We start from the raw sequence: 13,712 nt of genomic DNA, 5'->3' as shown, positions 1-13,712 counted from the left end.
CTGCCGAGGACGAGCCAATCGACACCGGTGCCGACCGAGAGCTGTTGGCCACACCGGCCCGATCAGAACGCGAGATCGCGGACCAGCTGCGGCTCCGCCCCGCGCTTCCCGGCGTTACGCGCCTGTCGCGCAAAGTCCTGATCGGGCTCGGCGCGGTCACGAGCCTAGGCATCGGCGGGGCGTTGGTGGTCGCTTTGCAGGGCCGCGACGCCGAGAATGGGCCTGCCGAGCTCTACAACACCGACCGGGTCGCCCAAGCCGATGGTCTTGGAAAGCTGCCGCGCGATTACTCGGGTGTGCCGCAGTTGGGACCGCCGCTGCCGGGCGATTTGGGGAGGCCGATGCTCAGCGCGCAACAGCGTGGACAACCCGTTCCGACCCCGGCGATGCCGGGTGCGCCTGGCACCCCTCCCACGCCTCAGGTCGATCCTGCGGTTCAACGCGCCGAACAGGAGCGTGAGGCCGCGCGGACCAGCAGCCTATTCAACGCGACCGAAACCGGAGCCGCGGGTACCGTAGCACCCGTGCTGGCTGCGCAACTGCCGACACCGACTTCGCCCGTACTTGACGATGCACTCACGCCAACGCCGGGACGCGGCGAAACCTTTCTGGCGCGCGACGTCGATCGGCGGACGAGAAGCGACGAGCGCCTACGTGCGCCAGTCAGTCCTTATGTGCTTGAAGCCGGATCAATCATTCCGGCAGCCCTCCTGACCGGCCTTCGCTCCGACCTTCCCGGCCAGGTCACCGCACAGGTGACGAGCCCCGTCTACGACAGCCCGACCGGCCGACAGCAGCTGATCCCGCAAGGCTCGCGGCTGATCGGCCAGTACGACGCCGAGGTCGGCTCCGGTCAGGAGCGAGTCTTGCTCGTCTGGAACCGTCTGATCCTGCCCGATGGGCGCTTGATCGTATTGGAGCGTCAGCCGGGCGCGGATGCACAAGGGTTCGCCGGGCTCCAGGACCGTGTAGATAGTCATTGGGGTCGCCTGATCCGCGCCGGTTTGATCTCGACGCTGATCGGCGTCGGGGCAGAACTCGGGTCGGATAGTGATAACGACATCGCCCGCGCGATCCGCGACAGCGTGCAGGAAAGCGTCGGCGGTGCGGGTCAAGAGGTCGTCCTTCGTCAGCTCGACATCCGGCCGACCCTGACCATCCGACCGGGCTATCCAGTCCGGGTGATCGTCACCCGCGACCTGATCCTTGCCCCGGAAGGAGCCCCCGAATGAGTCGGCTGAAACTGGGCGCGCTCGACGACGACAAACCCGTCCGATTGACGGTCGATCTGCCCGCGGCCGTGCATCGTGACCTCGTGGCCTATGCCGACCTGCTCGGGCGCGAAACCCGGCAGGCGGTGGAGCCCGCCAGGCTCGTCGCGCCGATGCTCGCGCGGTTCATGGCGACCGATCGGGGGTTCGCCAGCGCTCGACGTAAGGTCAATGCCGGCCAGGCTGGGGGAACATCCGGCGCGCCAAAGCAAGGAAGCGCCTAAGCGCGGGATTGTCCGCCTCCGGACGCCACAGAGCCTCGACCTGGAGTTCGGCACCATCGGAAGACACCGCGGCGACTCCGATGCCAGACATGGTCGGTCGAAGAGTGCTCATAGGCAGAATGGACCAGCCGAGTCCCGCCGCGACAAGCCCGAGCAGACTGTCGAGCGCGACGTCCTGCTCGGAAAACCTCAGGGTCGGACCGCCCAGGCGTTCGACATGCGCCACGAAGCGGCGCCAATCGTCCTCAGGCCGGCAGAGCAGCGTTTGAGCCGAAAGATCGTCCCATGTCAGATATTCAGCCGAGTGGGTGCTTGGGATAGCTACGAGGAGACGCTCTACCCAAAGCGGCTGGCTGGCGAGCCCATTGATCGCTTTCGATCTTGGTAGGGGCGGCGGATCGCTTGCAGTGAGCACGACATCGAGGTCGAACGCGCGGAGACCGGCCACCAATTCGTCGTCACCGCGCTCGGACATGCGCACGGCGACGTCACGATTCGTCGCTTGATATTCGCGGATCAGATCGACGATCGGTCCGCTTGCAAAAGACCAGACAAAACCGATAGCCAGCCGACCCTTCAACCCAGAGCCTGCGAGCTTCGCATCGGCCTCTGCCTTCTCGAAACGATTCACGATGTCTCGCGCAGAAACGAGATAGGTCTTGCCGGCATCGGTCAACCGGATCCCACGCGCGAGCCGCTCGAAAAGTGACACGCCGATCGAGTCCTCAAGATCTCGGACGGCTCGGCTGACGGCCGACACCTCTATGGCGAGGCGCGCGGCCGCCGCGCTAAAGCTTCCAGCATCTGCGGCGGCGATCAGCAGTCGAAGATGTCTTATGTTGGTGCCACTCACGCTAAAGAATCTTTGCTTTGGTGCGGCTAGCCAGGGAACCGGCACTCGTTTCGGAACTGGATTTTGAATCCAGCGCGTCTTCTTTTTGATGACGCGTTGATCTGCGTTTTCTATTCGAGCCAGAACGTCTGCCCCATAGACACCTCTTCACCGCGACCAATCCGGTCGATCCCGTCGACCATTCGGCCGCGTCGCGACAACAGCCCATCCGCCAGTTCGACGATCCGGCGGTTGGGCGTCGCAAACGGCGCGGCTCCTCGCAAACGATCGGCCAACACGCCTTCCTGACCGGGCTCTGATCGTGCACATCCAATGACATAGGCTGCAGCCGGTGATCGGCTGACCCCGGCCCAGCACTGGATGAGCATCGGGGCCTCGCTCGGCCAGGCGCGAGCGAATTCCAGAAGGAGACCGACATCCGCAACACAGGGTGCCTGCAGCCCGGGCCGGGGTTCGGCGATGTCGTTGAAGGTCAGATGCAGGCGCTCGATCCCAGGCTCGACCACCGCCACCTCAGCGCCCGGCGACGCCATGCTGATCATGTGGGACGGCTTCCAGAGCCGGATCGCGTGATCCATCTCATGCAGGGGGCAGACGACCAGGGTCAAAAGGCGGCCAGGGCGGCGAAGGCGACCAGAAAGCCGATCTCGAACGCCTGCTCGCAAGCCCCCAGGGTGTCGCCGACCCATCCGCCGATCAGCCGCCTGCCCAATAACGCAATGATCACGGCAGCGACCGCCCCCGTCACCAGCGCGATCAGGGTCGCCAGCGGGGCGGCAAGTGCCGCGAGCGCCAGCGCTGCTGCGGCGAAGATCGCGGCGATGATCACTTCACCGGTGGTCACGCCATCCGCCACCGGTTTGACCTTGGTCCAGGCCCGGTCGCCGGCATACGGGAGGACGCGCATGACCACCACCGCCGCGCCTCGTCCCCCGGCATGGGCGGCGACCAGCGCAGCCGCAGCGAGCCAGACCGGAGTCTGACCCAGCGCCGCCACCTTGAGAGCGAGCGCGAGACCCAGAGCCAGAACGCCGAACGTCCCGACCCGGCTGTCCTTCATGATCTCCAGGCGTCGCTCAGGCGTCTGGCCCCCGCCCAGGCCGTCGGCTGCGTCCGCCAGACCGTCTTCATGAAACGCGCCGGTCATCAGGATACCCGCGGCCGTCGCGAGCATGGCAGGCAAAACGCCCGTCCAGACCCGGTCAGCAGCGATCAGGACGATTGCCGAGGCCAGTCCGACAAGGCCTCCCACCAGCGGGAAATATCGCGCCGACCGCGCGATCCAGTCGGGCTGGAAATCATGCAGCGTCGGTACCGGGATCCGGGTCAGGAACTGTACGGCCGTCAGGAACAGGGCGAGCTGGCGTGGCATCTTAGAGCCGGCCTGCCATGACGTCGTCCAGGCGCGCCACGTCCGACAGCAGGGCGGCCGCCGCGCGCAACAGCGGGGCGGCCAACAATGCGCCCGTGCCTTCGCCAAGGCGCAGGCCGAGGTCCAGCAGCGGCTCGGCACCCAGGATCTTCAACATCCGGTCATGCCCCGCCTCGGCCGAGCGATGGGCGAACAGACAGACGGCGCCGGTTTCGGGTCGCAGCCGGATCGCGACGAGGGCGGCGGCGGTGCAGATGAAGCCGTCGATGACCACCGGCGTGCTCCGGTCCGCCGCGCCATGGATAGCCCCCGCCATCATGGCGATCTCGAATCCGCCGAACTGGCGCAACACCTCCAGCGGTTCGACTGCGTCCGAACGTTCAGAGGCGCGGGTGAGAACGCTCAACTTGTGCGCCAGACCGTCGGCATCATGGCCGGCGCCCTGCCCCACGCTATCGCTCAACGACGCCGGGGCCAAGCGATGCATCAACAGGGCGGCCGAGGAACTGTTGCCGATGCCCATCTCGCCGAGCGCCAGCACGTCGGTGCCCCGTTCGATCACCGCGATGGCCAGTTCGCGGCCGCGCTGCAGTGCCTGCTCCGCCTCGCTGAGTGTCATCGCAGGGTCGCGCGCGGCGTTACGCGTTCCCCGGCCGACCTTGGCGTCGATCAGCACAGGGTGGGGAGCGAGGTCCGGGTTCACGCCGGCATCGATGATTGTCACCTCGGCGCCGACGGCGCGGGCGAAGGCGTTGGCGGTGCCCTTGCCAGCCAGGAAGGTCGCGACCATGGCTTGGGTCACTTCGGCGGGATAGCGGGATACACCGTCCTCGGTCAGGCCGTGATCGGCGGCGAAGATCAGCAGCCGGATCGCGTCCGCGCGTGGGTTCATCCGCTGCTGGATCAGGGCCAGTTGGACCGCCACATCCTCGATCCGACCGAGCGACCCGGGCGGGCGGGCCTGGGCGTCGAGGCGCGCGCGAACCGCCGCCTCGGTGATGGGCGGCAGGCCGGTCATAGTTCCAAGTCCTTGAGGCCGGCCAGCCGCGCCAGGGTCGCGATGTCCAGATGGGTTTCGAGCGCGTTGGCGACCTCATCGAGGGCGGCATCCACCGCCCGCCCGTGATCGACAGCCTGCGAGGCGACGCCCAGTTCCGAGAGCAGCGCTGCCCGCGCCGGGCCGCTGTCGAACAGGCGATGGACGTAGCAACCGGCGACCCGCCCGTCGGCGGAGACCGCGCCCTCGTCACGCCCGTCCGCACGCCGGAGCAGCGGTCGGCTCAATCCGATGCCCGTGGTCCGGCCCATATGCATCTCGAAGCCCTCATAGGCACCCTGACCCACGACCGTCCGGCCCCGGCAAGGCTCCAGGATTTTCTCGCCTGTCAGGACGGTACAGACATCGAGCAGGCCCAGCCCCTCGGCTGTGCCGGGCGGTCCCTCGATCCCGTCCGGGTCGGCCACGCTTTTACCCAGCATCTGGAACCCGCCGCAGATGCCCAGGACGCGGCCCCCGCGCCGGACATGCGCCTTCAGATCGATGTCCCAGCCCTGCTCCCGGACAAAGGCGAGGTCCGCCAGTGTCGCCTTGGAGCCCGGCAGGATGATCAGATCGGCGTCGCCCGGCAGCGGCCGTCCGGGCGGGATGTAGACGAGTTCGACCGAGGCCTCGGCCTGAAGCGGATCGAAGTCGTCGAAGTTGGCGATGTGGCGCAGGATCGGTACGGCGATCTTCACCCGACGCATGCAGGATTCGACGGTTTCGCCGAGGACCACCGCGTCCTCTGCGGGAAGCTGCCGCGCCGCCGCCAGCCAGGGGACGAGGCCGAGGTCGGGCCACCCCGTGCGCGTCACGATCTCGCGCCGCCCGTCGTCGAACAGGGCGGGATCGCCCCGGAACTTGTTGATGATGAAACCCTTGATGGCCGCGCCGTCCGCCTCGTCGAGCACGGCCTTGGCGCCGACCAGGGCGGCTATGACATGACCACGGTCGATGTCACCGACCAGCATGACCGGCACATCGGCGGCCAGCGCAAATCCCATGTTGGCAATGTCCCCTGCGCGCAGATTGATCTCCGCCGGACTGCCCGCCCCCTCGACGATGACGAGGTCGGCCTCGGTCTCCAGCCGACGGAAGCTGTCCAGAACGATGTCCAGCAGCGCCGCCTTGCGCGCCTGATAGGCCATGGCCTGATAGCTGGCCTCGACATGGCCGCGCACCACCAGTTGGGCGCCCACGTCGCTCTGGGGTTTCAGGAGCACCGGGTTCATGTGGACGGTCAGCGGGGTGCGGCAGGCGATCGCCTGCAAGGCCTGCGCGCGACCGATCTCGCCGCGCCGCCCGGTCTCGTCGGGCTCGGTGACGGCGGCGTTATTGCTCATGTTCTGGGGCTTGAACGGCCGGACGCGGTAGCCCCGGTTCGTGAACAGACGGCAGAGCCCTGCGACCAGCACGGACTTGCCGACGTCCGAGCCGCAGCCCTGGATCATCAACGCCGCCATGCGCGCCCTCCAATCGAGACCGTGAGCCAAAGCAGGCCGCACGCGCGGACATAGAGGGTCAGCGCCCGTCGCAGGTCGGAGACGACCGGCGCAGGGCCCTCCCCGAAAGAGGGGCGCTTGGTCATCACGCCATCATAGGCCACGGGACCGCCCAGACGCACGCCGAGCGCCCCCGCCATCGCCGCCTCGGGCCAGCCGGCATTGGGCGAAGCATGATGACGGGCATCGCGCAGCATCACCCGCCAGCCACCACCCCCGGCTGCCGCGACCAGAGCCCCCGCCAGCCGTGCCGGTGCCAGGTTCATGACGTCGTCGGTGCGCGCCGCCGCCCAGCCGAAATCTTTCCAGCGCGGCTCCCGGTGCCCGATCAGACTGTCCGCCGTGTTGACGGCCTTGTAGGCATAGAGGCCCGGCAAGCCCCCGATCGCCAGCCAGAAGGCCGGGGCGACCACGCCGTCGTTGAAGCTCTCGGCCAGACTCTCGATCGCCGCCGCCGCGACGCCGGAGGCGTCCAGCACCGCTGTGTCGCGCCCGACGATCCTGCCGACGGCGGCGCGCGCTGCGGGGAGATCGTCCGCCTCAAGCGCCCGGGCGACCGCTTCGACGTGATCGTAAAGGCTCTTTTGCGCCAGACCGAGGGTCGCGGCCAGCACGGGTCCCGGTCCGGGCAGGCGCGAGGCCGCCAGACCTGCCGCCACCGCCACCCCGACCGTCCCGGCGAGCGTGGCGATCCCGCCGACCCGCCTGCGGGCCGGCGACCGATCCGGGCGGTTCAGCCGCCGCTCGCCCGCGTCGATCAGCGCCCCCAGTCCGACGACGGGATGCGGAACGCGTCGATGCAGCCGATCCGGATAGCCGGCCAGTGCCTCGACAACCAAGGCCGCCAAGGCCAGTCGACCGCTGCCCCTATCCACGGCGGATCACGTCGATCAGGGGACCGCCCGGCCCCTGGGTCAGGGTCGCCTCCACGCCATAGGCGCGCCTCAGCACTTCGGGGGTCAGGGCGGTCGCGGGCGGGTCGTCGGCCAGAACGCTGCCGTCTGCGAGGACGATGATCCGATCGGACAGCCGCAGCGCCATCGAAAGGTCGTGCAGCGTGACGATCACGCCCACCCCCTCATCGGCCATTCGCCGGAACAGCGCCGCAGCGTCGAGTTGGTGGGCGGGGTCGAGCCCGGTCAGAGGCTCGTCGGCCAGCAGCCATTCAGGTTCCCCGGCCAAGGCTCGCGCGATCAGGACCCGAGCCCGCTCGCCGCCCGACAGGGTGTCGACGATCCGATGCTCGAACGCGGCGACATTGGCCGCTGCCATGGCCCGATCGACCGCCACACGGTCTTCGTCCCCCTGCCCCCGCGCACCGATGAACGGTGTGCGCCCCAGTTCGATCAGGGTCCGCGCCTCGACCGACCAGGCGATATCGGGCGTCTGCGGCAGTAAGGCCAACCGCCTGGCCCGCTCCCGGGGCTTGATCGACGACAAGGCGACGCCGTCCAGCGCGGCCGTGCCCGAGGTCGGTGCACGCAGTCCCGCAACACAGCTCAGCAGCGTCGACTTGCCGGCACCGTTCGGGCCGACGATGGCCGTGATCTGGCCGGTTTCGATCGACAAATCGATCCCCGAGAGGATGACCTTGGGACCGATCTCCACCCTCAGATCGGTGCAGGACAGGATGCTCATGCGATCGTTCTTCGCAGCCGGAGCAGCAGGCAGAGGAAGAAGGGCGCGCCGAGCCCCGCCATGGCGACGCCCAGCTTGACCTCGCCCGCCGCCGGGGTCAGCCGCACCAGTATGTCACCGGCCAGGACGATGACCGCCCCTCCAAGGATGCTCGGTACGAGCAGGGCACCGGGCCTCGCTCCCACCAGCGGTCGCAGCAGATGCGGCGTCACCAGGCCTACGAAGCCGATCACGCCGGTGACGGCCACGCTGGCCCCGGCGGCGAGCGCCACGCCGAGCGCCAGCGTCCAGCGCGTCACCGGCATGGAGATGCCCAGCGATCGCGCGCCGACCTCGCCCAGCGTCAGGGCGTCGAGGGCACGTCCGGTGGTCAGCAGCATCGCGCAGCCCACCGCGATCAGTGGCAGCGCCATCGTGACCTCCTCGAAGCTGCGATCCGCCAGCGACCCCATCAGCCAGTCGACGATCTCGTTCACCGCCCAGGGATTGGGTGCTAACGACAGGGCGAGCGAGACGCCCGCACTGGCCAGGATGTTCAGGATGGCACCCGCCAGGATGAAGGTGACCAGGCTGGAGGCCGAACCCGACAACAGCATCAGGATGGCGACCCCGATGAGCGCCCCGCTGATCGCCGCAACCGGCAGCGCCCAGGGCGCGGCGGCGGTGACGCCGTAGTAGAGGGTCAGGACGGCCCCCAGCGCGGCGATGGACGACACGCCCAGTACGCCGGGATCGGCGAGGGGGTTGCGCGTATAGCCCTGGAGTACCGCGCCCGAGAGCCCCAGCGCGGCACCGACGGCGAGCCCCAGGATCGTGCGCGGCAGGCGCAACTCGAACACGATGGCCCAGCGTGGATCGACGTCGGGTGATATCCAGGCGCTCCAAGGCACCCAGACCTTGCCGGCGATCAGGCTGATCCCCGACAGCAGGATGAGCAGGACGATCAATCCGGCAAAGAGAAGAGGTCGGCTGACGGGTTTCATGCCCTCATTCTCAGAGCCGCTTGGCGGGCGCGCGAAAGGGCGGCCGCCGTCCGAATCAGGACTGGCCCCCCGCAAAACAGCAGCCGTTCGGGAAAGACCGCGCGTTGCATCCGACCAGCGACGCGGACCAGCGCGGGATGCTCCATCACCCGCTCGGCCCAGCTCGGCGCGCCCGGATAGGGCTCCCCCGCGAGCAGGATGTCGGGCGGGTCGGCGATGACCCGCTCCAGCGGCACATGCATCGATTGGCGAAGGCCGTAGCGCTTGGCAGCATTGGCGAGGCCCATCCGCCGCATCATCTCGTCCATCAGCGTCCCCGGCCCCGAAGCAAACCCGCCCGGCATGAAGATCAGCGCCGACAGCGGACGCGCGCCGGGGGCAGGTGCCGCCGCGGCCAAAGCGGACTCGATCCGCCGAACCAGGGCCTCGCCGCGAACGGGATGGCCGACCAGCCGGGCGACCTCCCGCACCTGCTCAAGGCTTTCGGCGACGGTGTCAGGCACACCGAACAACGCCTTGGGAATGTTCAGCCGGTCGAGCGCATTCCGGGTCGCGAGCGACGAGTGCCGTTCGGTCAGCACCAGATCGGGCCTCAAGGCGAGAACCTCCTCGGCCGACTCATAGGTGAACGGCAGGGTCCGGGCGACATCGGCGATCGTGGAGCTATAGGCGTCGCGGGCATAATGGCTGAGCCCGCCGATCTGGGCCCGGTCCGCGACCTCCACGAGGATCACGTCGAGACAGGGGTTCAGCGAGACCACGCGCCTCGGGCGTCCGACCGGCGTTTGCGAGCCCTCCGGCGGCGCCAGGGCCGGCGCGGCCGTGCAGCCGGCGGTCATCATCAGCCCGCCGGCCAGGACAAGGCGCCGGTCCAGGAGCATCGTCAAAAGTCGATCCCCCGCTGCGCCTTCACGCCCTGTTCGAACGGGTGTTTGACGAGCGTCATCTCGGTGACGAGATCAGCGGCCGCCAGCAGTTCGGGCTTGGCGTTGCGGCCGGTGACGCACACATGCTTGCCCTCGGGCCGCGCAATCAGGCCGGCGACGACCGCCTGAATGTCGAGATAGTCGTAGCGCAGAGCGATGTTCAGCTCGTCGAGCAGGACGAGGTCGAGCGTCGGATCGGCGATCATCTCCAGCGAGGTCGCCCACGCAGCCTCGGCCGCCGCGATATCATTGGCCCTATCCTGCGTGTCCCAGGTGAAGCCTTCGCCCATGACCTCGTAGCGGACCTGATCGGGGAATTTACGAAAGAACTGGCGTTCGCCAGTGATCCACTTGCCCTTGATATACTGGACGATCCCCACCTTCTGGCCCCAGCCGAGGGCGCGGGCGACCATGCCGAACCCGGCGGTCGACTTGCCCTTGCCGTCGCCGGTGTTGACGATCAGCAGGCCGCGCTCCTCGGTCTTGGAGCGCATCAGTTCGCGCCGCTCGGCCTGGAGCGCCTTCATCGCGGCGGTGTGTTCGGCGTCGGTCGCTTGGGTCATCGTGAACGCTCCAGGGCTTGTACAAGTCGACGCCAGTTGCTGCGGCCGGGCACACCGAAGCGGATCAAGTCGGCGTCGTGAGAAAAGGTGCGGACCAGCACGCCCTGCTCGCCGAGCCGCCATGCACGCGCCTTGGCGTCTTCGCACCGCGCCAGCCGAAACAGGCTCGTACCGCCTACGATCTCCAAGCCATAGCTTGCCAGCAGCCCATCCAGTCGTGCAGCGTCGGCCGCCAGGCGCTTGCGGATGCGATCCGCCCATGCGGCGTCGCGATAGGCAGCGCGACCCATGGCGATCGCATCCGCGCCGACCGGCCAGTCGCCGATCCGCGCGCGCAACTGCCGCGCGATGTCCAGCGGCGCGACGACGAACCCGAGCCTCACCCCGGGCAGGCCGTGGAATTTGCCGAACGACCGCAGGACGATCGTCCGCTCGGCGCGAAGCGCGGCGGCGCTCAGTTCCGGTTCGACCTCGACGAACGATTCGTCGACGATCAGCCATCGATCCCCGGACTGCGCTACCAGCTCCGCTCCGGGCGTTGCAGCCCCATCCGGATTGTTCGGGTTGACGATGATGCGGACGTCGGCGTCCTCGCCGAACAGCTTCTCGCGCGGCGTCTCGATCACCGTGGCACCCGCCAGCGCCCAGGCATCGGCGTGACTGCCATAGATGGGGGACGCGATCACCACGCGCCGGGCGGATATAATCACGGGCAGCAGCCGCAGGCCGGCCTCCGCTCCCCCGACCGCGACGACGCGGTCGGGGTCGGTGCCAAAGGCGTTGGCCGCGACCGCCTCCAGCGCGGCAAGGTCGGCCGGGTCCGGCAGCCGCGCGAGGACGGACACCGGCACCCCCCGCTGTCGCCAGCCTTCGGGATTGATCCCGGTCGACAGGTCAAGCCAAGGCTCCGGCGCGAGGGGGTGATCCGCTCGCGCCGCCGCCAGCCTTCCGCCGTGGTCGATCCGGGATGTCATCGGCACTAGAACCGCGCCCGGACGCCGACGAAGGCACCGCGACCCGCCACGCCAAAGTTGCGCGTCGTCTCGTAGACCTCATCGCCGACATTCTCGACCCGACCGTAGAGCTCGATCGTGTCGTTGATCGGCAGAGACATCCGCAGATCGACCAGCGTGTAACCCTTGAGCCGGGTTGTGTTCGAAGCGTTGTCGAAACTGTCGCCGGCGTGTTGCACCGCGATCGACGTCGACAGCCCGAACGGCCAGACATAGGTCGCGATCAGGTTGGCCGCGTCCGCCGGTCGCCGCGCCAGCTGCCGACCGAAATGGGTGCCGGGCGCCCGGTTCCGGGTGTCGGTCCGGGTGTAGTTACCCTCGATATTGAACTTGCCCAGCGTCAGTCCGGCCGCCAGTTCGACGCCCTCCGCCTCAGTCCGGGCGGTGTTATTGTAGTAGCCGGAGCGGCGGAGCCCGTTTGAGAAGCACAGCGGTGCCGCCGTGACCGCCACCGTGCCGGGACAGGAGACGAAGTCGATCTGGTTGAGCGTCTCGCGGCTGAAATAGGTCGCCGAGACAAGGACGCGATCGCCGAACAGGCGTTGCTCGACCCCGGCGTCCCAGCCATCGGCCTCTTCGGGCCGCAGGTCGGTGTTGCCGAAGTTGCTGAAGAGCTGGAACAGGCTGGGGGCCTTGAACCCCTGGCCGAAGCTGGCTCGTACGACGGTCGCCCCGCCGTTCAGCGACCAGGCCGCCGCAGCCTGACCGAGTGTCTTGCCGCCAAAGGTCTCGTGCTCGTCGCGACGCACGCCGCCCGTCAGGGTCAGGCCTCGCACGACTTCGGCCTGGACCTGGGCATAGGCCCCGTTGATCGTGACGCTCGCCCTCGCCGGAACCGGGTTTGGGACGGTAGACGTGGGCGAGGCGCTGCGGAAATCGCTGTCCTCATGCTCGGCACCAAAGGTCGCCGTCCAGCCCAGACTTATGTCGAGCACGCCCTGATATTCGACCCGGCGGTTCTCGCCCCGAGCGTCGAAGGTCCTGGTCGTAACCGCCTGGGCCGGGTTCACATTGTTCCGGTCGGTGCTGGTATAAGCGTAAGCGAGCCGGTTGCTCAGCCGACCACCCAACAGATCGAAATTGAGCCCCGCGTAGGCGACCAATTCCCGGGTCCGCGACGTCTCGGGCGTGTCGCTGAACGCAAATCTCGGCGGTGGAAAGCCGTCGATGTCGACCTTCCCGTCCGAATAAACCGCACGCAGATCGACCGACACACCGTGTACAATCCGGACATTGGCGCGCCCGCTGAGACCAAGGTTCTCATAGCCGTCGCCCTCGGTGCCGCGAGCGAAGGTCGAAAAGCCGTCGGTCCGGTAGTGGGAGGCAGCCAGGCGCCAGGTGGCACGCTCGCTCGCGCCGCCGATCCCGCCACGCAGATAGGTGGTGCCGCGCGAGCCGCCTTCGGCGTCCAGCGTCGCCTGAAACGGTCGTGTCGGCTCGGCCGTCGCGATGTTCACGACGCCGCCGATCGCCTGGCTGCCCCACAGAGTCGACTGCGCACCGCGCAGGACTTCGATGCGGGCAATCGAGCCGACCAGCAAATTGCCGAAGTTGAAGCCGCCGCCTGTCCCCGACGGATCGTTCAGCTTGACGCCGTCGATCACCACCACGGTCTGGTCGGTCTCCGCGCCCCGGATGCGCAGTGAGGTATTGGTGCCGATCCCGCCATTGCGCGCGAATGTAACGCCAGGTGTGCGCACCAGCAGGTCCGCCACGCTCACCGTTTGATTGGCTTGGATCTCCGCTTCGGTCAGCACTGTGACCGACTGACCGACACGATCGGCAGCCTGGGCGGAGCGGTTTGCGGTGACGACTATCTCTTCCAGAAGCGTCGGATCCGCAGTGGCATTGGCCGCCGACCGGACTGGCGGATCGGCGGACTGCGCCGCGGCATTGGTCGCGATCATCGCGACGGCAGCGGTTGATACAGTTAGGAGAAGCTCGTACCTCATACGGGTCTATCCCTTGCTCGACGACGAGCCGGCCCGCATGCGAATCGCGTTTCGGGAACACAAGACGCGCGCCCTAACGCGACCACGCGCGAACGCGGCCCAACAGACGTCGTCATTCGGGTAGATCCCGTTCCGCTCGGCACACCACGTCCGCGCGAAGGACGACCGCGACGGGCAGGTCTCCTGGCTCGCGGGTCAACGCCGGTGCAGACCGCCTTCCCAGGACCTCCGGCTCAACGCCTTCGCATCCCAGTGGCTAGTTGTCTGGTCCCGGAGTGTGGGGGAATCAGCCAAGCTGATCCTTCATTCCGGGAGGACCTATGGGCCAGATACTCCATGGCAGCGCCACGACCACGTACGCCGTCCGAGCGGCGAT

At 68.1% G+C, this 13,712-nt stretch carries 14 protein-coding genes and 1 riboswitch; of the genes, 2 read left to right on the top strand and 12 right to left on the bottom strand.

Annotation, left to right across the window (positions count from 1 at the left end):
* Positions 1-44: 44 nt before the first annotated feature.
* Complete coding sequence (locus ACIQ3B_RS02105; RefSeq protein WP_397399744.1) at positions 45-1,232, top strand: TrbI/VirB10 family protein; 1,188 nt, start codon at positions 45-47, stop codon at positions 1,230-1,232.
* On the top strand, positions 1,229-1,495 hold the full coding sequence (locus ACIQ3B_RS02100) for a DUF2274 domain-containing protein (protein WP_397399659.1): 267 nt from the start codon (positions 1,229-1,231) through the stop codon (positions 1,493-1,495). Before ACIQ3B_RS02105 ends, ACIQ3B_RS02100 begins: the two co-directional genes overlap by 4 nt.
* Here the strand turns inward: ACIQ3B_RS02100 and ACIQ3B_RS02095 are convergent.
* The 12 genes from ACIQ3B_RS02095 to ACIQ3B_RS02040 form a co-directional block, all read right to left on the bottom strand.
* Positions 1,440-2,348 (bottom strand): LysR family transcriptional regulator, encoded by a 909-nt coding sequence (locus ACIQ3B_RS02095; RefSeq protein WP_397399658.1) that lies wholly within the window; start codon positions 2,346-2,348, stop codon positions 1,440-1,442. The genes ACIQ3B_RS02100 and ACIQ3B_RS02095 overlap by 56 nt on opposite strands.
* A 110-nt stretch (positions 2,349-2,458) precedes the next feature.
* Positions 2,459-2,890 (bottom strand): tyrosine phosphatase family protein, encoded by a 432-nt coding sequence (locus ACIQ3B_RS02090; RefSeq protein ID WP_397399657.1) that lies wholly within the window; start codon positions 2,888-2,890, stop codon positions 2,459-2,461.
* Between the two features lie 62 nt (positions 2,891-2,952).
* On the bottom strand, positions 2,953-3,720 hold the full coding sequence (gene cobS / locus ACIQ3B_RS02085; RefSeq protein WP_397399656.1) for an adenosylcobinamide-GDP ribazoletransferase: 768 nt from the start codon (positions 3,718-3,720) through the stop codon (positions 2,953-2,955).
* A 1-nt stretch (position 3,721) separates the two neighbouring features.
* Entirely contained in the window at positions 3,722-4,738 is a 1,017-nt protein-coding gene (gene cobT, locus ACIQ3B_RS02080) for a nicotinate-nucleotide--dimethylbenzimidazole phosphoribosyltransferase (RefSeq protein WP_397399655.1), read from the bottom strand.
* Positions 4,735-6,222 carry a cobyric acid synthase gene (locus tag ACIQ3B_RS02075; RefSeq protein WP_397399654.1) on the bottom strand — a complete coding sequence of 496 codons (1,488 nt, stop codon included), beginning with the start codon at positions 6,220-6,222 and terminating at the stop codon, positions 4,735-4,737. Before ACIQ3B_RS02075 ends, cobT begins: the two co-directional genes overlap by 4 nt.
* Positions 6,210-7,136, bottom strand: a complete 927-nt coding sequence (gene cbiB, locus ACIQ3B_RS02070; protein ID WP_397399653.1) for an adenosylcobinamide-phosphate synthase CbiB — start codon at positions 7,134-7,136, stop codon at positions 6,210-6,212. Before cbiB ends, ACIQ3B_RS02075 begins: the two co-directional genes overlap by 13 nt.
* Positions 7,129-7,899 carry an ABC transporter ATP-binding protein gene (locus tag ACIQ3B_RS02065; protein WP_397399652.1) on the bottom strand — a complete coding sequence of 257 codons (771 nt, stop codon included), beginning with the start codon at positions 7,897-7,899 and terminating at the stop codon, positions 7,129-7,131. The genes cbiB and ACIQ3B_RS02065 overlap by 8 nt, the downstream gene beginning before the upstream one ends.
* Entirely contained in the window at positions 7,896-8,882 is a 987-nt protein-coding gene (locus ACIQ3B_RS02060; protein WP_397399651.1) for a FecCD family ABC transporter permease, read from the bottom strand. Before ACIQ3B_RS02060 ends, ACIQ3B_RS02065 begins: the two co-directional genes overlap by 4 nt.
* The gene (locus tag ACIQ3B_RS02055) at positions 8,879-9,763 is read right to left on the bottom strand and encodes an ABC transporter substrate-binding protein (RefSeq protein WP_397399743.1); all 885 of its coding nucleotides are present in this window, start codon (positions 9,761-9,763) and stop codon (positions 8,879-8,881) included. The genes ACIQ3B_RS02060 and ACIQ3B_RS02055 overlap by 4 nt, the downstream gene beginning before the upstream one ends.
* A 2-nt stretch (positions 9,764-9,765) precedes the next feature.
* Positions 9,766-10,371, bottom strand: a complete 606-nt coding sequence (gene cobO, locus ACIQ3B_RS02050) for a cob(I)yrinic acid a,c-diamide adenosyltransferase (RefSeq protein ID WP_397399650.1) — start codon at positions 10,369-10,371, stop codon at positions 9,766-9,768.
* Positions 10,368-11,345 carry a threonine-phosphate decarboxylase gene (locus ACIQ3B_RS02045; RefSeq protein WP_397399649.1) on the bottom strand — a complete coding sequence of 326 codons (978 nt, stop codon included), beginning with the start codon at positions 11,343-11,345 and terminating at the stop codon, positions 10,368-10,370. Before ACIQ3B_RS02045 ends, cobO begins: the two co-directional genes overlap by 4 nt.
* A 5-nt stretch (positions 11,346-11,350) precedes the next feature.
* The gene (locus tag ACIQ3B_RS02040; protein ID WP_397399648.1) at positions 11,351-13,291 is read right to left on the bottom strand and encodes a TonB-dependent receptor plug domain-containing protein; all 1,941 of its coding nucleotides are present in this window, start codon (positions 13,289-13,291) and stop codon (positions 11,351-11,353) included.
* A gap of 200 nt (positions 13,292-13,491) precedes the next feature.
* Positions 13,492-13,673, bottom strand: a riboswitch (cobalamin riboswitch).
* Positions 13,674-13,712 lie beyond the last annotated feature (39 nt).

It is taken from the genome of Phenylobacterium sp. (genome assembly GCF_044358365.1).
Classification (GTDB): domain Bacteria; phylum Pseudomonadota; class Alphaproteobacteria; order Caulobacterales; family Caulobacteraceae; genus Phenylobacterium.
Note: the sequence above shows the minus strand (reverse complement) of the source record. Positions and strands in the feature narration are given on the sequence as shown.